Source organism: Pseudomonas sp. B21-059 (assembly GCF_026016285.1).
GTDB classification, from domain to species: Bacteria; Pseudomonadota; Gammaproteobacteria; order Pseudomonadales; family Pseudomonadaceae; genus Aquipseudomonas; species Aquipseudomonas danubii.
Genome location: NZ_CP087201.1, coordinates 4,365,213 through 4,384,594 on the forward strand (window position 1 = coordinate 4,365,213; position 19,382 = coordinate 4,384,594).

Genomic DNA, 19,382 nt, shown 5'->3' on the forward strand with positions numbered 1-19,382 from the left:
GATTGAAGGCGCGAGTCTATCCCTGGTTGCTGCTTCAGGGCCCGGGCAAAGCTTTACCCGATATGTCCTGGGCTCCCGGAGCCAGAGCCTTCGGGGCGAAAGGGGTTTAGCCGATCCAAGGAGAAAGCTTTATCATGGCCGCAGTTTTATCCATCGAGTCCGTCATGAAGTTCGCCATCGCCCTGTTCTCCGCCGCTCACGCGCCGTCCTCGCGCCGCGCCCTGCTGTTCGCCCAGGCGGCGCTGGCAGGCGGGCATGAGATTGTCCGGCTGTTTTTCTACCAGGACGGCGTCTACAACGCCGCCAACAGCATCGTCACGCCCCAGGACGAACAGGACATGCCCCGGGAATGGCGCGAATTTATCGAGCAGCATCAGCTCGATGGCGTGGTGTGCATCGCCGCGGCCCTGCGCCGCGGCGTGTTGAATGCCGACGAAGCCCAGCGCTATCAGCGCACGGCGGTGAGCGTCGAGGCGCCGTGGGAGCTGTCGGGGCTCGGGCAATTGCATGACGCGGTACAGGCCGCCGACCGCCTGATCTGTTTTGGAGGGGCGTGAGATGGCCAAATCCCTGTTGTTGATCAGCCGTCAGGCGCCCTGGTCCGGCCCTGGTGCCCGGGAGGCCCTGGATATCGTCCTGGCCGGCGGCGCCTTCGACCTGCCGATCGGCCTGCTGTTTCTCGACGATGGCGTGCTGCAACTGGCGCCGGGGCAAAAGGCTTCCTTGCTGCGGCAAAAGGACCTGAGCGCCAACCTGCAGGCGTTGTCGCTGTTCGGCGTCGACGAACTGTTTGCCTGCAGCGCCAGCCTAGCTGCTCGTGGCCTGGACCCGGCAACCTTGAGCCTTGACGCGGTACAGCTGCTCAACGCCCCGGAACTGGCCGGGATCATCGACCGTTTTGACCAGGTGATTACCCTCTGATGTCGACCTTGCACGTGTTGTCCCACTCGCCCTTCACCGACACCCGCCTGAGCAGTTGCCTGCGTCTGCTGGGCAGCGCCGATGGCCTGCTGCTGTGCGGTGATGCCGCCTATGCCCTGCAGCCGGGCACCACTCTTTACGGCGAACTGGGCGCCCGCAGCGGCTTGAAGCTGTATGTGCTGGAAGAGGACTTGCAAGCCCGGGGCCTGGAGCTGCCGACCTGGGCCCGTGCGGTGGATTACCCGGGCTTCGTCGAGCTGTCGATTGAGCATGACAAGGTCAACACCTGGCTATGAGTACCCTGACTGTGGGCGCTCGCGCCATCGAACTGGACAAGGACGGTTACCTGGTCAACCTCGACGACTGGTCCGCCGACGTGGCCCAAGCCCTGGCCGCCAACGAAGAGCTGGAGCTGAGCCCGGAACACTGGGAAATCCTCGAACTGCTGCAGGGCTTCTACAAGGAGTTCCAGTTGTCCCCGGCCACCCGCCCGCTGATCAAGTACACCGCCCTCAAGCTGGGCCCGGACAAGGGCAACAGCCTGCACCTGAACCGTCTGTTCAAAGGCACTCCCGCCAAACTTGCCGCCAAGCTGGCGGGCCTGCCGAAGCCGACCAATTGCCTATGAACGATTTCGCCCCCCTGCTCACCCAGACCCCGCAAGAGCACCCGTTCGCCCAGTTCGTGCGCATCCTTGGCAAGGGCAAGCGCGGCGCGCGCAACCTGACTCGCGAGGAAGCCCGGGAAGCCATGGGCATGCTGCTGGACGGCAAGGTCGAGGACACCCAGCTCGGCGCCTTCCTCATGCTGCTGCGGCACAAGGAAGAAAGCCCGGAAGAGCTGGCGGGCTTCACCGAGGCCTTGCGCGAACGCCTCAACACCCCGGCCATTGCCCTGGACCTCGACTGGCCGACCTACGCCGGCAAGAAGCGCCACCTGCCCTGGTACCTGCTTGCGGCCAAGTGCCTGGCGCAGAACGGCGTGCGCATCCTGCTCCACGGCGGCGGCGCCCATACCGCCGGGCGCCTGTACACCGAACAGTTGCTGGAGCCCCTGGGGATTCCCCTGTGCCGTGACTGGCCATCGGTCGGCAAAGCACTGGACCAGGGCAACCTGGCCTTCATGCCGCTAGGCGACTGGGCGCCCCAGCTGCAACGGATGATCGATTTGCGCAACATCCTCGGCCTGCGCTCACCGATCCACTCCCTGGCGCGCATTCTCAATCCCCTGGGCGCCCGTTGCGGCCTGCAGAGCATCTTCCACCCCGGCTACCAGGCAGTGCACCGCGATGCCAGCGGCCTGCTGGGGGACAACGTCATCGTGATCAAGGGCGACGGCGGCGAGATCGAGATCAACCCGGACACCACCAGCCATCTGTACGGCAGCACCGGTGGCGTCAGCTGGGACGAGGAATGGCCGGCACTGTCGGCACAACGCCATGTGAAACCGGCCAGCCTGGAACCCGAGCACCTCCTGGCGCTGTGGCGCGGTGATGTTGAGGACAGTTACCCGCAACTGGCCCTGCTGGCGACCATGGCCCTGGCCTTGCGCGGCTTGGGCACGCCGCGAGAGCAGGCCTTCGCGCTGGCCCAGCAGTATTGGGATGCCCGGGACAGATCGATTTAATCGATCAAAACCGCCCACGCTTTGCGCTTTTTGTTCGAACCCAGCGGCATAGACTGCACTCCAACGCGAAATAGCTGAGGAGCATTCAATGGGACTGCTGATCGATGGGCGCTGGCATGACCAGTGGTACGAAAGCGGCAAGGACGGCGCCTTCCAACGGGAACAGGCGCAACGCCGCCACTGGGTGACCGCCGATGGCAGTCCCGGCCCCAGTGGCGAAGGCGGCTTTGCCGCCGCGGCCGGGCGCTATCACCTGTATGTCTCCCTGGCCTGCCCCTGGGCCCACCGCACGCTGATCCTGCGCAAGCTCAAAGGCCTGGAACCGCTGATCGACGTCTCGGTGGTCAGCTGGCTGATGCGCGAGCACGGCTGGACCTTCGACAGCGCCTTCGGCTCCAGCGGTGATGCGCTGGATCACTTTGATTTCATGCACCAGCGTTATACCGCCGACAGCGCCGACTACACCGGTCGCGTCACCGTGCCGGTGCTGTGGGACAAGCAGCAACAGCGCATCGTCAGCAACGAGTCGGCGGAGATCATCCGCATGTTCAACAGCGCCTTTGACGGCCTGACCGGCAATGACCTGGATTTTTATCCGCAGCCATTGCGCGCACGCATCGATGAACTCAACGCACGCATCTACCCCGCGCTGAACAATGGCGTGTACCGCGCCGGGTTTGCCACTTCACAACAGGCCTATGAGACGGCGTTCGATGATGTCTTTGCCGAGCTGGACGCTTTGGAAGCGTTGCTGGGTAAACAGCGCTACTTGGTTGGCGAGTATCTGACTGAAGCCGATGTACGGCTGTTCACCACGCTGATCCGTTTCGATGCGGTGTACCACGGCCACTTCAAGTGCAACCTGCGGCGGATTGCCGATTACCCGAACCTGTCGAACTGGCTGCGGGAGTTGTACCAGTGGCCGGGGATTGCCGAGACGGTGGATTTTGCCCATATCAAGGGGCACTACTACGCCAGCCATAGCACCATCAATCCGACCGGAATTGTGCCAAAGGGGCCGCAGCAGGACTTCAGCCGCGCACATGATCGGCAACGGTTGAGCGGACAAGGGGTTTGGTGCAGGGGTTGAGAACGCTTTCGCTGGCAAGCCAGCTCCTACATCGATCCTGTAGGAGTCGGCTTGGCGGCGAAGCTTTTCAGACCTCGGACTGAGCGCCTTCGAACCAGGCCAGCTTCTCGCGTAGCTGGACCACTTCGCCAACGATCACCAGGGTCGGCGCGTGCACTTCGTGCTCCGCCACCAGCGTCGGCAGGTTGGCCAGGGTGCCGGTGAAGACTCGCTGGTTGCTGGTGGTGCCCTGCTGAACCAGGGCCGCCGGCGTGTCGGCGCTGCGCCCGTGCTTGATCAGTTGCTCGCAGATGGTCGGCAAGCCCACCAGGCCCATGTAGAACACCAGGGTCTGGGCCGGTGCCACCAGGTCGCTCCAGGGCAGGTTGCTGGTGCCGTCCTTGAGGTGACCGGTGACAAAGCGCACCGACTGGGCGTAGTCGCGGTGAGTCAGGGGAATCCCGGCATAGGCCGAGCAACCACTGGCCGCGGTAATCCCCGGCACCACCTGGAATGGAATGCCGTGGGCCGCCAGTTCTTCGATCTCTTCGCCGCCACGGCCAAAGATGAACGGATCGCCACCCTTGAGCCGCACCACGCGCTTGCCTTGCCGGGCCAGGTTCACCAGTTGCTGGTTGATCTGCTCCTGAGGCACGGCATGATTGGCGCGGCGCTTGCCAACGTAGATGCGCTCGGCATCGCGGCGGCACAGGTCGAGAATCGCCGGTGCCACCAGACGGTCGTAGAGCACCACGTCGGCCTGTTGCATCAGGCGCAGGGCGCGAAAGGTCAGCAGGTCCGGATCACCCGGGCCCGCGCCCACCAGATACACCTCGCCCGGCGCATGAGGCGCCTTGCCGGCAATCTTGGCCTGCAACAGACGTTCGGCTTCCGCACCCTGCCCCGCCAGTTGGCGATCGGCGATAGGACCCTGGAATACGTCCTCCCAGAACGCCCGGCGCTGCTGCACATCCGGAAACAGGCCTTTGACCTGTGCCCGAAAACGCGCCGCCAACCCGGCCAGTTGGCCATAAGTGGAGGGAATCCAGGTTTCCAGCTTGGCCCGGATCAACCGCGCCAGCACCGGTGCATCGCCGCCGCTGGAGACCGCGATGACCAGCGGCGAACGGTCGACGATAGCGGGAAAGATCACGCTGCACAGGGCCGGCGCGTCCACCACATTGACCGGGACGCAACGCCGATGGGCATCGGCGGAAACCTGGGCATTGAGGGATTCGTCGTCGGTGGCGGCGATGATCAGGGTGCAGCCGTCGAGGTCGGCCTCGACATACCCGCGCAGCAGGGACTCACCGCCGCTGGCGACGATCAGTTCCTGCAATTGCGCTTCTATTTCAGGTGCGACCACTCGCAGCTGCGCACCGGCATCGGCCAGCAGACGGGATTTGCGCAAGGCAATCTCCCCTCCACCGACCACCAACACACGACTGCCGCGAAGGTTGTGAAACAGCGGCAGATATTCCATTTAGCCGATGACCTCAAGGCCGCCCATGTAAGGCTTCAGCACGTCCGGCACACGGATCGAGCCGTCGGCCTGCTGGTAGTTCTCCAGCACCGCCACCAGGGTGCGGCCCACGGCCAGGCCGGAACCGTTGAGGGTGTGCACCAGCTCCGGCTTGCCGGTTTCCGGGTTGCGGAAGCGTGCCTGCATGCGACGGGCCTGGAAGTCGCCGCAGTTGGAGCACGAGGAGATCTCGCGGTACTTGTCCTGGCTCGGCACCCAGACTTCCAGGTCGTAGGTCTTGACCGCGCTGAAGCCCATGTCGCCGGTGCACAGGGCCAGTACGCGGTACGGCAGTTGCAGCAGTTGCAGGACCTTTTCGGCGTTGGCGGTCAGGCCTTCCAGGGCTTCCATCGAAGTCGACGGCTCGACCACCTGGACCATCTCGACCTTGTCGAACTGGTGCTGGCGGATCATGCCGCGGGTGTCGCGGCCCGAAGCACCGGCTTCACTGCGAAAGCACGGGGTGTGGGCGACGAACTTCAGCGGCAGTTGCTTCGGATCGAGGATCTCGCCGGCCACGATGTTGGTCAGGGACACTTCGGCGGTCGGGATCAGGTACAGATCGGCTTCGCCTTCGCGAGTGATCTTGAACAGGTCTTCCTCGAACTTCGGCAGCTGGCTGGTGCCCACCAGGGCCGGAGCCTGCACCAGGTACGGGGTGTAGGCCTCTTCGTAGCCGTGCTCGCCGGTGTGCAGGTTGATCATGAACTGCGCCAGGGCGCGGTGCAGACGGGCGATAGGGCCGCGCAACAGGGCGAAGCGCGCGCCGGACAGCTTGGCCGCGGTTTCAAAATCCAGCCAGCCGTGGGTTTCGCCCAGGGCCACGTGGTCCTTGATCGGGAAGTCGAAGGTGGTCGGGGTGCCCCAGCGGCGCACTTCAACGTTGCCGTCTTCGTCTTCGCCGACCGGCACCGATTCGTGAGGCAGGTTGGGAATGCCGAACAGGATCGAATCCAGTTCGCTCTGGATGTTTTCCAGCTCCACCTTGCCGGTGCTCAGCTCGTTCCCCATGCGCTCAACGTCGGCCATCAGCGGGGCGATGTCTTCGCCGCGTTGCTTGGCCTGGCCGATGGACTTGGAGCGCGCGTTACGTTCAGCCTGCAGTTGCTCGGTGCGGGTCTGCACGGTCTTGCGCTGTTCTTCCAGCGCTTCGATGCGTGCCACATCCAGGGCAAAGCCGCGGGATGCCAGACGATCCGCTACGTCCTGGAGGTTGCTACGTAACAGTTTGGAATCGAGCATGTCGTTCTCTCGTTTATCAAAGTTTGGTCAAGGACAGGCCGGCCCAGGTAGCAAGCAGCCCGCCGAATACGCTCAGTGCCGCATAGCCCAGGGCCAGCGCCACTTGTCCGCTTTCCAGCAGACGCACGGTATCCAGTGAAAAGGATGAAAAAGTCGTCAGGCCACCGAGGAAGCCCACTATCAAACCGGCACGCACTTCGATCGGCACTTCCGGACGGACCAGGAACAGTCCGTAAAACACGCCGATCAGCAGGCAGCCCACGATATTAACGGCCAGCGTCGCGGTATAGAAGTGCCGCGGCCAATTGGCGTTGATCCAGTTGCCCGTGGTGAAGCGCAACAGGGTACCGGCCACGCCGCCGGCGGAAACTGCGAGGATCAGGGGGATCAAGGTTTTCTCCGCTGCAGGGGGCTGGCCCGGTCCAGGGCGGCCAGGTGCTTGAGCTTCTCGCCGATCTTCAGTTCCAGGCCACGGGGCACCGGCTGGTAGAGCGGCAAGGGTTCGAGTTCTTCGGGAAAGTAATCTTCACCGGCGGCGTAGGCATCCGGCTCGTCGTGGGCGTAGCGGTACTCGTCGCCGTAACCCAACTGCTTCATCAGCTTGGTCGGGGCGTTGCGCAGATGGATCGGCACTTCCAGGGAACCGTGCTCGGCAGCGGCGCGCATGGCGGCCTTGAAGCCCATGTACACGGCGTTGCTTTTCGGCGCGCAGGCCAGGTAGGTAATGGCCTGGGCCACCGCCAGCTCGCCTTCGGGGCTGCCCAGGCGCTCCTGCACATCCCAGGCCGCCAGGCACAGGCTCAGCGCCCGCGGGTCGGCGTTGCCGATGTCTTCGCTGGCCATGCGCACCACGCGCCGGGCCAGGTACAGCGGGTCGCAACCGCCATCAAGCATGCGTGCAAACCAATACAGGGCGCCGTCGGGGTTGGAGCCGCGCACGGATTTGTGCAACGCGGAAATCTGGTCATAGAACGCCTCGCCGCCCTTGTCGAAACGGCGGCGGGTATCCCCTAACAGGCTTTGCAACAGATCGACACTGATCTCGCCGCCGTCTTCGGCCAGGTCCGAGGCGTTCTCCAGCAGATTGAGCATGCGCCGGCCATCGCCATCGGCCGCCGACAGCAGCATCTGGAAACCTTCGTCGCTCAGGCGCAACTGGCGCTTGCCCAGACCGCGTTCTTCGGTCAGGGCGCGCTGTACCAGGGTGCCCAGGGCCGCTTCATCCAGGCTCTTGAGCACATAGACCCGGGCCCGGGAGAGCAAGGCGTTGTTGAGTTCGAAGGACGGGTTTTCCGTGGTGGCGCCGATAAAAATCAGCGTGCCGTCTTCCACGTAGGGCAGGAAGGCATCCTGCTGGGACTTGTTGAAACGATGCACTTCATCGACGAAAAGGATGGTCCGCCGCCCGTATTGCCCGGCCTGCTGCTTGGCGATTTCCACCGCCTGGCGGATCTCCTTGACCCCGGCCAGCACCGCCGAGACGGTTTCGAAGTGAGCATCCGAGACTTCCGCCAGCAGCCGCGCCAGGGTGGTCTTACCCACTCCCGGAGGGCCCCAGAAGATCATCGAATGCAGGGCACCCTGCTCCAAGGCCTCACGCAGCGGCTTGCCCCGAGCCAGCAGGTGCTGCTGACCGACGTACTCGTCCAGGTTGGTCGCACGCAAGCGTGCGGCCAGTGGCTGGGCGATCGGGGCACTACGAAACAGGTCCATGGACTACCTTCGAAACCTTGCGGTTGCGGCTGCTTACTCTTGGATCACATCGGCACCCTTGGGGATGTCGAACTTGAACTTGGACGCCGGGATCGCTTCGTTGGCCTTGACCCCGGTGAACAGGATATTGGTGCGCTGGCCGACGCTGTCGATCAACTGCATGTCGTTGATCATGCCGTTGCGGAACGACAGGCGCAGGCTGTCGAACAGGGTGTCGCGGGTTTTCGGCTTGAGGGTGAAGTCCATCACGCCACCGGCCTCCTTGGAGGTGATGTCGAAGCTTTCGCTGATCTTCGACACGTCACCGGACAGCAGCAAGGCTGGGGTCTGGGTCAGGCGCTGGTCGAGCTTCTTGATGGTCACCTGCTCCAGGTCCGGGTCCCACAGGGAAACTTTCTGGCCGTCGGAAACCATCAACTGTTCTTGTGGCGCATCGGTGTGCCAGTAGAACAGGCCCGGGCGCTGCAGGGACATCTCGCCGGCGGTTTCCTGCAACTGGGTGCCGCTGCCGTCCAGGGTCAGCTGGGAGAAACGCGCGGTCAGGGTCTGGGACTTTTCCAGCAACTGGGTCAGGCGGGCCACATCTTTGGGGTCGGCGTGGGCCGACAGGGAGGTCACAGCCAGTACCGGCAGCAGCAACATGCGAATCAGGCGCATGGAATTCCTCATAAATTGGATGGGTATGCGAGCGGCGTGGCATCACGCCGCTGAAAACGAAACAGGGATCAGTCGCGCATCGGGCCCGGCGCCAGCACTTCGCGGGAGCCGTTGGTGTTCATCGCCGTCACCACCCCGGCCATTTCCATGGCTTCGATCATCCGGGCAGCGCGGTTGTAGCCAATCTTCAGCTTGCGCTGTACCGCCGAGATCGAGGCCCGGCGGCTTTCCAGGACGAACTGCACGGCTTCGTCGTAGAGCGCGTCAGCTTCCGGATCATCACCGTCGCCACCGCCGCTACTGCCTTCGAAACCGCTGCCCGCCTCTTCGACACCGTTGAGGATGTCGTCGTTGTATTCCGGCGCGCCCCGCAGCTTCCAGGCCTCCACCACGCGGTGCACTTCATCGTCGGAGACGAAGGCGCCGTGGACGCGAATCGGCAGACTGGTGCCCGGTGGCATGTAGAGCATGTCACCGTGGCCCAGCAGCTGTTCGGCGCCGCCCTGGTCGATGATGGTCCGCGAGTCGATCTTGCTCGACACCTGGAACGCCATGCGGGTCGGGATGTTGGCCTTGATCAGGCCGGTGATCACGTCCACCGACGGCCGCTGGGTCGCGAGAATCAAGTGGATACCGGCGGCCCGGGCCTTCTGGGCGATACGGGCGATCAGTTCTTCAACCTTCTTGCCGACAATCATCATCATGTCGGCGAATTCGTCCACCACCACCACGATGGTCGGCAGCTTGGTCAGCAGCGGCGCTTCGTCGTGGATGCTTTCGCGGTTGTACAGCGGGTCCGCCAGCGGCGTACCGGCTTCAATGGCTTCCTTGACCTTGGCGTTGAAGCCCGAGAGGTTGCGCACGCCCATCTTGGCCATGAGCTTGTAGCGGCGCTCCATCTCCGCCACGCTCCAACGCAGGGCGTTGGCCGCGTCCTTCATGTCGGTGACCACCGGGCACAGCAGGTGCGGAATGCCTTCGTAAATCGACAGTTCGAGCATCTTCGGGTCGATCATGATCAGCTTGGCGTCTTCCGGGCCGGACTTGAACAGGATCGACAGGATCATCGCGTTGACCCCCACCGACTTACCGGAACCGGTGGTACCGGCCACCAGCAGGTGAGGCATTTTCGCCAGGTCGGTGATGATCGGCTTGCCGCCGATGTCGTGACCCAGGGCCAGGGTGACCGGGGATTTGAAGTTGTCGTATTCCGGCGTCGAGAGCACTTCGGAGAAGCGCACGATCTGCCGGTCTTCGTTGGGAATCTCGATGCCCACGGTGGTCTTGCCGGGAATCACTTCCACCACCCGCACGCTGGTCACGGCCAGGGAGCGGGCCAGGTCCTTGGCCAGGTTGGCGATACGGCTGACTTTCACCCCGGCCGCCGGCTGGATTTCGTAACGGGTAATCACTGGGCCGGGATGGATGGAATCCACCGCAACTTCGACGCCGAATTCCTTGAGCTTGATTTCCAGCAGATGGCCGACGGCCGCCAGGGATTCGGGGGAGTAATTGAGCTGTTTCTTTTCCGCCGGATCGAGGATCGAGATCGGCGGCAAGGTGCCTTCCACCGCGCTGTCGACGAACAGCGGTGCCTGCTTCTCTTTCTGCACGCGCTTGCTCGGTTCCGGCGCCTTGGTGACCACAGGAGTGATCACCGGCGGCACCTGCTTCTCGCGCTCGGACATGTGCTTGCTCAAGGCCTGTTCGCGCTCGATAAGACGCTCCTTGACCTTGGCCTGCTCGCGCTTGTCGGCAATGCTCGGGGACACCACCTCATCGACCCGGGCATCCACTTCGCGCAATTGCGCCACCAGTTGCTTGCGCTCGACGCGAGCATCCCACCAACGATTGGCGGCGCTCTGGAACAGTTCGAACAGGTCAAGTGTGATCTTGCCTGTGACGTCCATCACCTTGAACCACGACAGGTCGGTGAACACCGTCAGGCCGAACAGGAACAGGGCAATGAACATCAGGGTACTGCCCTGCACGTTCAGTGCATTCTTGGCCAGGTCGCCCAGGCTCTCGCCCAGAGCACCACCGGCACCGGCCGGCAGGCCCGTGGCAGCATGGAAGTGAATATGTGCCAAGGCAGCGCCGGACAGCACCAGGAACACCAGGCCAATCAGCCGCCAGGAAAACAGCCAGCCGCTCCACTGCCAGGGTTCATGGCGCTGGCGGAAGATCTGGTAAGTCTTGATCGCCAACAGCAACGGGAAGATATAGGCGAAGTAACCCAACACCATAAACAGGATATCGGCGCTGTAAGAGCCTGCCGGACCGCCGAAGTTCTGCACATCTTCGATCTTGCTGTTATGACTCCAACCCGGATCATCTTTACCGTAGGTCAGAAGTGCCATCATCAAGAACAGGCACAGGGCTCCAATGGCGATCAATGCACCTTCCTTGAGCCGGTAGTGCAATTGCTGACGCCAGAGCGGAACAACAGGTTTAGGTGCTGCGGTGGATTTCTTCAAAACGCGTCTTTTCCTGCGCCATAAGCGCGTCCAACGGGTGATTGACTACAAGATACTGCTCAATCCGAGCAGGTAAATAAAGTTGACCGGCGTAACTGGGGCTACTTTTAACACTCTGCCCCTTGCTTCTGAAACGGTGCAATTCTGAATAAGCCTGGTACATCGTCGTATTGTACGGGTTTGTTCACACCATGCCACGTCAGAACAGTCTGTTAAGCATAGCCAATTGCGTAATACGCACTGTTCAATTGGAGCATGCATTCTCTTTTGTGACAAAGGCTTATGAGGTGTTTTTATGAACCAAGCGAAGCATTCACGCCTGATCATTCTGGGCTCTGGCCCTGCCGGTTACAGCGCCGCCGTTTATGCCGCGCGTGCCAACCTCAAACCGACAGTGATCACCGGCTTGCAAGCCGGTGGCCAACTGACCACCACCACCGACGTCGACAACTGGCCTGGTGACGTCGAAGGCCTGACCGGCCCGGTGCTGATGGAGCGCATGCAGAAACATGCGGAGCGCTTCGACACCCAGATCGTCTATGACCACATCCACACCGCTCAGTTGCAGCAACGGCCGTTTATCCTCATCGGCGACAGCGGCACCTACAGTTGCGACGCGCTGATCATCGCCACCGGCGCGTCGGCGCAGTACTTGGGCCTGCCATCGGAAGAAGCGTTTGCCGGCAAAGGGGTTTCCGCCTGCGCCACCTGCGACGGCTTTTTCTATCGCAATCAGGTGGTGGCCGTGGTGGGTGGTGGCAATACCGCCGTTGAAGAGGCCCTGTACCTGTCCAACATCGCCAAGGAAGTGCACTTGGTGCACCGCCGCGACAAGCTCCGCGCAGAGAAAATCCTCCAGGACAAACTGTTCGACAAGGCCACCAACGGCAATATCCGCCTGCATTGGAACCAGCATCTGGACGAGGTGCTGGGTGATGCCAGCGGCGTGACCGGCGCCCGCCTCAAGGACAGCCACAGCGGAGAAACCAAGGATCTGGCACTGGCTGGAGTGTTTATCGCCATCGGCCACAAGCCCAATACAGAGCTGTTCCAGGGGCAACTGGAGATGCGTGACGGCTACCTGCTGATCAAGGGTGGCAGCGAAGGCAATGCCACCGCCACCGGCATCCCGGGAGTATTCGCCGCCGGCGATGTGGCCGATCACGTCTACCGCCAGGCCATTACGTCCGCCGGTGCCGGCTGCATGGCAGCTCTGGATGCAGAAAAATTCCTCGACGACAACTAAGCCCTCGCCCTACGCTTGTGGCGGGCCATCATCGGCCCGCCACCGCCCTCCCCTGCCGTAAGTCTGGATGCCATGCTGACCTGGTTACAACGCAACAAGCTTGATTTCCCCCCATTGGAAAAGGCCATGCGCGAGCCCAACGGGCTGCTGGCTGCGGGCGGTGATCTGTCCGCCGATCGCCTGATTCAGGCCTATCGTCACGGCTGCTTCCCTTGGTTTTCCGAGGGTCAACCGATCCTCTGGTGGTCCCCCGACCCACGCACCGTGCTACTGCCGGACGAGCTGCATGTCTCCCGCAGCCTGGGCAAGCTGTTGCGCAAACAGCGCTATCAAGTGACGTTCGACCAGGACTTCGCTGCGGTCATCAGCGCCTGCGCAGCACCTCGGGCTTATGCCGACGGCACCTGGATCAGCGAGGCGATGCAACAGGCCTATTTGCAATTGCATCAGCGCGGCTATGCCCATTCGGTGGAAGTCTGGGATCAAGGCATGTTGGTGGGAGGGCTATACGGCCTGGCCATGGGCCAACTGTTTTTTGGCGAATCGATGTTCAGCCGTGCCGACAACGCCTCGAAATTCGGATTCGCCACTCTGGTACAGCATCTGAAGGAGTGGGGATTTGTATTGATCGACTGCCAGATGCCTACCGAGCATCTGCACAGCCTGGGTGCACGCTCCATTTCCCGACCCGAGTTCGCCGACTACCTCGCGCGTCACCTGGATCAGCCGAGCCGCGCCATATGGGTTTCCTAGGCGGGTTTGACGGCTGTGGCTTACACTTAATTTCAAAGCTTATTCCGAGGGTTGACTCATGACCGAGTTGGCGCGCCTGAAGTTTTATGCCACTCAACCCCATTCTTGCAGCTACCTGCCCGACGAACAGGCCACCACCTTGTTCCTCGATCCCAGCCAGCCCATGGACGTGCATGTCTACGCAGATCTGTCGGAAATGGGGTTTCGTCGCAGCGGCGATCACCTGTACCGCCCCCACTGCCAAAACTGCAACGCTTGCGTCCCGGCGCGCATTCCAGTGGCGCAGTTCCTACCCAATCGTCAGCAAAAACGCATTCTCAAACGCAACAGCGACCTGAGCGTACAAGCGGCCAAACCTGGCTTCAGCGAAGAGTACTTCGACCTTTACCAACGCTACATCGAGCAACGCCACGCCGACGGCGACATGTTCCCCCCCAGCCGCGACCAGTTCTCGACCTTCCTGGTGCGTGACCTGCCGTTTTCCCGCTTCTACGAGTTCCGCCTGGAGGGGCGCCTGCTGGCGGTGGCCGTTACCGACCTATTGCCCAACGGGCTTTCGGCGGTCTACACCTTCTATGAACCCGATGAAGAGCGCCGCAGCCTGGGGCGCTACGCGATCCTCTGGCAAATCGGCGAAACCCTGCGCCTGGGGCTGGACGCGGTGTACCTCGGCTACTGGATCAAAAACTGCAAAAAGATGAACTACAAGACCCAATATCGCCCCATAGAGCTGCTGGTTAACCAGAGATGGGTGATCCTCAACTAGAAGGTCTTGGCTTAAACCCCACTTTTCGGGCACAATGCACGCCGCTTTTGCCTGGCGCAGTTGCACCGGGCCATTCATTGGACACCGAGGGCTTTACTGCATGTCGAAAGAAGACAGCTTCGAAATGGAAGGCACTGTCGTCGACACCCTGCCCAACACCATGTTTCGTGTGGAGTTGGAAAATGGGCACGTCGTAACCGCGCATATTTCCGGCAAGATGCGCAAGAACTACATTCGTATTCTTACCGGTGACAAAGTGCGCGTCGAGCTGACGCCCTATGACTTGAGCAAAGGGCGCATCACTTACCGCGCTCGCTAAGCAAGTCAATACAAGACGCCCGGTTATGCCGGGCGTTTTTGTTCGTCGGCAAAAAACTGTTCAACCCCCAGATAGCACAAAGGCACCCTCCGGTGCCTTTGGCGGTACTGCTGCGTTACGCGGCCATCAAGCCATTTCCGCCGTGGTCTCGAAATCGAAGGTCAACTCGCCATCCTTGATGTCGATGTGTACCACACCGCCATGATCGGACAATTCGCCAAACAGGATCTCCTCGGCCAGGGGACGTTTGATCTTGTCCTGGATCAAACGCGCCATCGGGCGTGCACCCATGGCCACGTCGTAACCACCGGCGGCCAGCCAGCTGCGAGCGGCATCGGTCACTTCCAACTGTACGCGCTTGTCTTCCAACTGCGCTTGAAGCTCGGTAAGGAACTTGTCCACCACGCTCTTGATCACTTCGTGACTCAGGCGACCGAACTGGATAATGGTGTCCAGACGGTTGCGGAACTCTGGCGTAAAGCTCTTCTTGATCACTTCCATGGCATCGGAAGAGTGATCCTGATGAGTGAAGCCGATAGAGGCTCGCGCCGCGGTTTCAGCACCGGCGTTGGTGGTCATGATGACGATCACATTGCGGAAATCCGCCTTGCGCCCGTTGTTGTCGGTCAGGGTGCCGTGATCCATCACCTGCAGCAGCAGGTTGAAGACTTCCGGATGCGCCTTCTCGATTTCATCGAGCAGCAATACGCAATGCGGCTGCTTGGTGATCGCTTCGGTCAGCAAGCCACCCTGGTCGAAACCGACATAGCCGGGAGGCGCACCAATCAAGCGCGATACGGTGTGCCGCTCCATGTACTCGGACATGTCGAAGCGCACCAGCTCGATACCCATAGCCTTGGCCAACTGCCGAGCCGCTTCGGTCTTGCCGACACCGGTAGGACCGGCAAACAGGAACGAACCCACCGGCTTGTCCGGAGACTTCAGGCCCGCACGGGACAACTTGATGGCGGTAGACAGCGAATCAATCGCCGCATCCTGGCCAAACACCGTCAACTTGAGATCGCGTTCAAGGTTGCGCAGCAGCTCTTTATCGGAGCTGGTGACATGCTTGGGCGGAATACGGGCAATTTTCGCCACGATGTCCTCGACCTGAGCCACCTCGATGCGCTTCACGCGCTTCTCGGCCGGTTGCAGACGCTGGTAGGCACCCGCTTCGTCGATGACGTCGATAGCCTTGTCCGGCATATGCCGGTCATTGATGTAGCGCGAGGCCAGCTCCGCTGCGGCGCGCAGGGCTTCATCACTGTATTCGATGCTGTGATGCTGCTCGAAACGACCTTTGAGACCGCGCAGGATGCCAATGGTGTCCTCGACCGAGGGCTCGGACACATCGACCTTCTGGAAGCGCCGAGCCAGGGCCCGGTCCTTCTCGAAGATGCCACGAAATTCCTGGAAGGTGGTCGAACCGATGCAACGGATATCACCCGAGGACAGCAGCGGCTTGAGCAGGTTCGAGGCATCCATTACCCCGCCGGAAGCCGCACCGGCACCGATGATGGTATGAATCTCGTCAATGAACAGAATCGCCTGAGGACGCTTCTTCAATTCGCCCAGCAACGCCTTGAAGCGCTTCTCGAAATCGCCACGGTATTTGGTACCCGCCAGCAACGCCCCGAGATCCAGGGAGTAGACAACGCTGTTGGCCAACAGGTCTGGAACCTGATTATCGACAATGCGCTTGGCCAAGCCTTCGGCAATGGCGGTCTTGCCCACACCCGCTTCACCTACCAATAACGGATTGTTCTTGCGTCGACGAGCGAGGATCTGCGCAACGCGCTCCACCTCCTGCTCGCGACCCACCAACGGATCAATCCGCCCTTGACGGGCCAATTCATTGAGGTTGCTGGCATAGGCATCCAGAGGATTGCCCGAAGAAGACGACTCACCACCCTCTTCGTCCTGCATATCCTGTTCACCTTCAGAATGATCACCATGCCCAGGCACCTTGGAAATGCCATGGGCGATGTAATTGACCACATCGATACGGGCAACGCTCTGCTGTTTCAGCAGGAACACGGCCTGACTCTCTTGCTCACTGAAGATTGCCACCAGCACATTGGCGCCGGTGACTTCACGCTTGCCCGAGCTCTGTACATGAAAGACAGCACGTTGCAGCACACGCTGGAAACCCAGGGTTGGCTGAGTCTCGCGATCCTCGTCGTGCACAGGAATCAGCGGCGTGGTGGAGTCGATGAACTCCTGCAGGTCGTGCTTGAGTTTGTCGAGGTTTGCTCCGCAGGCACGTAAAACGGTGGCGGCGGCCTCATTATCCAAAAGAGCCAACAGAAGGTGCTCGACGGTCATGAATTCATGACGCTTCGAACGGGCCTCCTTGAAGGCGAGATTGAGGGTGACTTCGAGCTCGCGGTTTAACATAGCTTCACCTCATACCCAAGTGGTCGGCGTTAACCGTCCTTCTCGATTTCACAGAGTAGCGGATGCTGGCTTTCCCGGGCGTACTGGTTGACCTGCATGGCCTTGGTCTCGGCGATGTCGCGGGTAAACAATCCACACACTGCCCGCCCTTCGGTATGGACGGCCAGCATGACCTTGGTCGCCAGCTCGCGATTCAGGTTAAAAAACATCTCGAGCACTTCGACGACGAAATCCATCGGGGTGTAGTCATCGTTGAACAAAACCACCTTGTACATCGGCGGCGCCTGTAACGCAGGCTTAGCTTCCTGTACAGCCAAGCCAGCGGAATCGTCGTCGTGCAAGTCCGGGCGATCCTGATTGAATGTTAGTCGAATCTGGCTGATTGCATGCATGGAAAGAAAGGTTCGTCAGTTGTGCAAATACAGTGGTGGGGGCGCCCTGGACGGAATTCAACTCCGACTGCCGGGTCACCTTGACTATCGGCAAAACGGTGTTACAACCAATAGGGCCCACATTGGGTAATAAACGTCCGCGGCGTCAACCTTTTTACCAAGTTTGGCGGCGGATGAACTGGATGATACTCCAGTGATGGAGTCTGTTGCAGAGGGATATGAGTATGGCTAGCGGTAAGGTCAAGTGGTTCAACAATGCCAAGGGCTATGGCTTTATTAATGAGGAGGGCAAGACTGACGATCTGTTTGCCCATTACTCGGCCATCGATATGGATGGCTACAAGACCTTGAAAGCCGGGCAGGCAGTGAGCTTCGAGATCATCCAAGGCCCCAAGGGGCTGCATGCAATCAAAATCAGCGCCTTGAAGGTACCCGGCGAAATCGTCACCGCCGAGGTCCAGACCGAAAGCGCCCTGAGCTGATTCATCCAACATCCAGTCATAAAAAACCGGCCGACTCAAGGGATTGAGTCGGCCGGTTTGCTTTCAGCCCAAATTCGCTTACATGTGCGAGATCAGTGCATCACCGAATGCCGACGAAGACAGCAGGGTCGCTCCCTCCATCAGACGCTCGAAGTCATAAGTCACGGTCTTGGCCGAGATGGCGCCGTTGGTGCCCTTGATGATCAGGTCGGCCGCTTCGGTCCAGCCCATGTGGCGCAGCATCATCTCCGCGGAGAGAATCAGCGAACCCGGATTGACCTGGTCCTTGCCGGCATACTTGGGCGCGGTACCGTGGGTCGCTTCGAACATGGCCACGGTGTCAGAAAGGTTGGCACCCGGAGCGATACCGATACCACCCACTTCCGCCGCCAGGGCGTCGGACAGGTAGTCACCGTTGAGGTTGAGGGTGGCGATCACATCGTATTCGGCCGGGCGCAGCAGGATCTGCTGGAGCATGGCGTCAGCGATAGCATCCTTGACGATGACGTTCTTGCCTGTTTTCGGGTTCTTGAACTGCATCCAAGGACCGCCGTCCAGCAGGGTTGCGCCGAACTCTTCAGCCGCCACTTCATAGGCCCACTCTTTGAAGGCACCTTCGGTGAACTTCATGATATTGCCTTTGTGGACGATGGTCAGCGAGTCGCGGTCGTTATCCACTACATACTGCAGCGCCTTGCGCGCCAGACGCTTGGTGCCCTGCAGGGAAACCGGCTTGACACCGATGCCGCAGTTTTCGTCGAAACGGATCTTGGTGACGCCCATTTCTTCTTTAAGGAACTTGATGACCTTGGTGGCTTCTGCCGTACCGGCCTTCCACTCGATACCGGCGTAAATGTCTTCGGAGTTTTCACGGAAGATGGTCATGTCCACATCGCCAGGCTTTTTCACCGGGCTGGGCACGCCTTCGAACCAGCGCACCGGGCGCAGGCACACATACAGGTCCAACTGTTGACGCAGGGCCACGTTCAGGGAACGGATGCCACCACCGACCGGAGTGGTCAGCGGGCCCTTGATGGAAACCACGTAGTCCTTTACCGCGTCCAGGGTTTCCTGAGGCAGCCAGGTATCCTGGTCGTACACTTGAGTCGCTTTTTCCCCGGCATACACTTCCATCCAGGAAATCTTGCGTTCGCCGCCGTAAGCCTTCTTAACCGCAGCATCGACAACCTTGATCATGACCGGGCTGATATCAACACCAATACCGTCGCCTTCGATGAAAGGAATAATCGGGTTGTTAGGAACATTGAGAGAATGGTCTGCGTTGACGGTGATTTTGTCGCCGACTGCTGGAACCTGAATCTTCTTGTATCCCATGCTGAACTCCGTTGTGTGGATTGAACATCTGGCTGCGTTCGAGCGTAACCCAGTTGAATCTGGACGGGAACCTCATGTTCCACCCATATGCCGTGAAAGCTGTACAGTCCGCGGCCTACAAGCCTGAAAGCAAAGGGAAAAGTGCCAAAATCGAGCACCTCGAGCGACTCTACGCCTACCCCCCGCCTGCGACCTTTAGACCAATGGACGAGAACGGGCTCCTATGAAGCATCGGCGTTTTGCTAGCTACCTATGTATAATGCCGCCGCTGACCACAGAGTCACGACGGCCGAACGCTCTGCTACCGAAAAAAACAAGCCGAGAATGGCCGCCCAAAGCCGGGTTGTTACCGCAGCCCACCCGCTTGACGCTCGACTGATGCACCCAACATCACCGCGAAGAAACCTCGACATTCGGCTCATGGATGACCTTTGAACGAAAGCGCTTACCCGGCGCACCTCGAGT

General features: G+C 60.8%; 20 protein-coding genes. 11 read left to right on the forward strand and 9 right to left on the reverse strand.

The genetic code is table 11. The annotated features are described in order from the left end of the window. Positions 1-164 precede the first annotated feature (164 nt). The 6 genes from tusD to LOY69_RS19225 all read left to right on the forward strand — a co-directional run bounded on the left by tusD (position 165) and on the right by LOY69_RS19225 (position 3,637). Positions 165-557 carry a sulfurtransferase complex subunit TusD gene (tusD, locus tag LOY69_RS19200; RefSeq protein ID WP_123394598.1) on the forward strand — a complete coding sequence of 131 codons (393 nt, stop codon included), beginning with the start codon at positions 165-167 and terminating at the stop codon, positions 555-557. Between the two features lies 1 nt (position 558). Further along, positions 559-921: a sulfurtransferase complex subunit TusC gene (gene tusC, locus LOY69_RS19205; protein WP_102881773.1), complete on the forward strand. Its 363-nt coding sequence runs from the start codon at positions 559-561 to the stop codon at positions 919-921. Further along, complete coding sequence (gene tusB, locus LOY69_RS19210; RefSeq protein WP_115580489.1) at positions 921-1,217, forward strand: sulfurtransferase complex subunit TusB; 297 nt, start codon at positions 921-923, stop codon at positions 1,215-1,217. Before tusC ends, tusB begins: the two co-directional genes overlap by 1 nt. Beyond that, positions 1,214-1,549, forward strand: a complete 336-nt coding sequence (locus LOY69_RS19215; protein WP_179600769.1) for a TusE/DsrC/DsvC family sulfur relay protein — start codon at positions 1,214-1,216, stop codon at positions 1,547-1,549. Before tusB ends, LOY69_RS19215 begins: the two co-directional genes overlap by 4 nt. Then, on the forward strand, positions 1,546-2,547 hold the full coding sequence (locus LOY69_RS19220; RefSeq protein ID WP_102881775.1) for a glycosyl transferase family protein: 1,002 nt from the start codon (positions 1,546-1,548) through the stop codon (positions 2,545-2,547). Before LOY69_RS19215 ends, LOY69_RS19220 begins: the two co-directional genes overlap by 4 nt. Before the next feature lie 88 nt (positions 2,548-2,635). Beyond that, positions 2,636-3,637: a glutathione S-transferase family protein gene (locus tag LOY69_RS19225; protein WP_102881776.1), complete on the forward strand. Its 1,002-nt coding sequence runs from the start codon at positions 2,636-2,638 to the stop codon at positions 3,635-3,637. A gap of 67 nt (positions 3,638-3,704) precedes the next feature. Here LOY69_RS19225 and cysG read toward each other — a convergent pair whose 3' ends face one another. The 6 genes from cysG to LOY69_RS19255 form a co-directional block, all read right to left on the reverse strand. Continuing rightward, positions 3,705-5,099 (reverse strand): siroheme synthase CysG, encoded by a 1,395-nt coding sequence (gene cysG, locus LOY69_RS19230; RefSeq protein WP_102881777.1) that lies wholly within the window; start codon positions 5,097-5,099, stop codon positions 3,705-3,707. Beyond that, complete coding sequence (gene serS / locus LOY69_RS19235; RefSeq protein WP_102881778.1) at positions 5,100-6,380, reverse strand: serine--tRNA ligase; 1,281 nt, start codon at positions 6,378-6,380, stop codon at positions 5,100-5,102. Between the two features lie 16 nt (positions 6,381-6,396). Next, positions 6,397-6,771 (reverse strand): fluoride efflux transporter CrcB, encoded by a 375-nt coding sequence (gene crcB / locus LOY69_RS19240; protein ID WP_265073445.1) that lies wholly within the window; start codon positions 6,769-6,771, stop codon positions 6,397-6,399. Further along, positions 6,768-8,093, reverse strand: a complete 1,326-nt coding sequence (locus LOY69_RS19245; protein WP_110596121.1) for a replication-associated recombination protein A — start codon at positions 8,091-8,093, stop codon at positions 6,768-6,770. Before LOY69_RS19245 ends, crcB begins: the two co-directional genes overlap by 4 nt. Before the next feature lie 33 nt (positions 8,094-8,126). Then, complete coding sequence (lolA, locus tag LOY69_RS19250) at positions 8,127-8,750, reverse strand: outer membrane lipoprotein chaperone LolA (RefSeq protein WP_102881780.1); 624 nt, start codon at positions 8,748-8,750, stop codon at positions 8,127-8,129. Positions 8,751-8,818: 68 nt separating this feature from the next. Then, positions 8,819-11,227 carry a DNA translocase FtsK gene (locus LOY69_RS19255; RefSeq protein ID WP_102881781.1) on the reverse strand — a complete coding sequence of 803 codons (2,409 nt, stop codon included), beginning with the start codon at positions 11,225-11,227 and terminating at the stop codon, positions 8,819-8,821. Positions 11,228-11,522: 295 nt separating this feature from the next. Here LOY69_RS19255 and trxB point away from each other — a divergent pair, with 295 nt between their 5' ends. From trxB to infA, 4 genes are all read left to right on the forward strand, one after another. After that, complete coding sequence (gene trxB / locus LOY69_RS19260) at positions 11,523-12,473, forward strand: thioredoxin-disulfide reductase (RefSeq protein WP_102881782.1); 951 nt, start codon at positions 11,523-11,525, stop codon at positions 12,471-12,473. Between the two features lie 72 nt (positions 12,474-12,545). Further along, positions 12,546-13,226 carry a leucyl/phenylalanyl-tRNA--protein transferase gene (gene aat, locus LOY69_RS19265; protein ID WP_102881783.1) on the forward strand — a complete coding sequence of 227 codons (681 nt, stop codon included), beginning with the start codon at positions 12,546-12,548 and terminating at the stop codon, positions 13,224-13,226. Between the two features lie 58 nt (positions 13,227-13,284). Beyond that, positions 13,285-13,992, forward strand: coding sequence for an arginyltransferase (locus LOY69_RS19270; protein ID WP_102864730.1), 708 nt, complete (start codon positions 13,285-13,287; stop codon positions 13,990-13,992). Positions 13,993-14,092: 100 nt separating this feature from the next. Further along, positions 14,093-14,311 carry a translation initiation factor IF-1 gene (gene infA / locus LOY69_RS19275; RefSeq protein ID WP_002553999.1) on the forward strand — a complete coding sequence of 73 codons (219 nt, stop codon included), beginning with the start codon at positions 14,093-14,095 and terminating at the stop codon, positions 14,309-14,311. A gap of 126 nt (positions 14,312-14,437) precedes the next feature. On the opposite strand, the gene clpA is transcribed toward infA, so the two are convergent. Both clpA and clpS read right to left on the reverse strand, forming a co-directional pair. Continuing rightward, positions 14,438-16,708: an ATP-dependent Clp protease ATP-binding subunit ClpA gene (gene clpA / locus LOY69_RS19280; RefSeq protein ID WP_102864729.1), complete on the reverse strand. Its 2,271-nt coding sequence runs from the start codon at positions 16,706-16,708 to the stop codon at positions 14,438-14,440. 29 nt (positions 16,709-16,737) lie between these two features. After that, positions 16,738-17,100, reverse strand: coding sequence for an ATP-dependent Clp protease adapter ClpS (gene clpS / locus LOY69_RS19285; protein ID WP_011062173.1), 363 nt, complete (start codon positions 17,098-17,100; stop codon positions 16,738-16,740). Between the two features lie 224 nt (positions 17,101-17,324). Here clpS and cspD point away from each other — a divergent pair, with 224 nt between their 5' ends. Beyond that, positions 17,325-17,582: a cold shock domain-containing protein CspD gene (gene cspD / locus LOY69_RS19290; RefSeq protein ID WP_102864728.1), complete on the forward strand. Its 258-nt coding sequence runs from the start codon at positions 17,325-17,327 to the stop codon at positions 17,580-17,582. A 78-nt stretch (positions 17,583-17,660) separates the two neighbouring features. On the opposite strand, the gene icd is transcribed toward cspD, so the two are convergent. Continuing rightward, a complete protein-coding gene (gene icd, locus LOY69_RS19295) occupies positions 17,661-18,917 on the reverse strand; it encodes an NADP-dependent isocitrate dehydrogenase (RefSeq protein ID WP_102864727.1) in 1,257 nt (418 codons plus the stop codon). Positions 18,918-19,382: the final 465 nt, after the last annotated feature.

Bases quoted from the DNA above. Each gene is read 5' to 3' on its own strand.
- tusD (WP_123394598.1), top strand. From the start codon at position 165: ATGAAGTTCGCCATCGCCCTGTTCTCCGCCGCTCACGCGCCGTCCTCG.
- tusC (WP_102881773.1), top strand. From the start codon at position 559: ATGGCCAAATCCCTGTTGTTGATCAGCCGTCAGGCGCCCTGGTCCGGC.
- tusB (WP_115580489.1), top strand. From the start codon at position 921: ATGTCGACCTTGCACGTGTTGTCCCACTCGCCCTTCACCGACACCCGC.
- LOY69_RS19215 (WP_179600769.1), top strand. From the start codon at position 1,214: ATGAGTACCCTGACTGTGGGCGCTCGCGCCATCGAACTGGACAAGGAC.
- LOY69_RS19220 (WP_102881775.1), top strand. From the start codon at position 1,546: ATGAACGATTTCGCCCCCCTGCTCACCCAGACCCCGCAAGAGCACCCG.
- LOY69_RS19225 (WP_102881776.1), top strand. From the start codon at position 2,636: ATGGGACTGCTGATCGATGGGCGCTGGCATGACCAGTGGTACGAAAGC.
- cysG (WP_102881777.1), bottom strand. From the start codon at position 5,099: ATGGAATATCTGCCGCTGTTTCACAACCTTCGCGGCAGTCGTGTGTTG.
- serS (WP_102881778.1), bottom strand. From the start codon at position 6,380: ATGCTCGATTCCAAACTGTTACGTAGCAACCTCCAGGACGTAGCGGAT.
- LOY69_RS19245 (WP_110596121.1), bottom strand. From the start codon at position 8,093: ATGGACCTGTTTCGTAGTGCCCCGATCGCCCAGCCACTGGCCGCACGC.
- lolA (WP_102881780.1), bottom strand. From the start codon at position 8,750: ATGCGCCTGATTCGCATGTTGCTGCTGCCGGTACTGGCTGTGACCTCC.
- trxB (WP_102881782.1), top strand. From the start codon at position 11,523: ATGAACCAAGCGAAGCATTCACGCCTGATCATTCTGGGCTCTGGCCCT.
- aat (WP_102881783.1), top strand. From the start codon at position 12,546: ATGCTGACCTGGTTACAACGCAACAAGCTTGATTTCCCCCCATTGGAA.
- LOY69_RS19270 (WP_102864730.1), top strand. From the start codon at position 13,285: ATGACCGAGTTGGCGCGCCTGAAGTTTTATGCCACTCAACCCCATTCT.
- infA (WP_002553999.1), top strand. From the start codon at position 14,093: ATGTCGAAAGAAGACAGCTTCGAAATGGAAGGCACTGTCGTCGACACC.
- clpA (WP_102864729.1), bottom strand. From the start codon at position 16,708: ATGTTAAACCGCGAGCTCGAAGTCACCCTCAATCTCGCCTTCAAGGAG.
- clpS (WP_011062173.1), bottom strand. From the start codon at position 17,100: ATGCATGCAATCAGCCAGATTCGACTAACATTCAATCAGGATCGCCCG.
- cspD (WP_102864728.1), top strand. From the start codon at position 17,325: ATGGCTAGCGGTAAGGTCAAGTGGTTCAACAATGCCAAGGGCTATGGC.
- icd (WP_102864727.1), bottom strand. From the start codon at position 18,917: ATGGGATACAAGAAGATTCAGGTTCCAGCAGTCGGCGACAAAATCACC.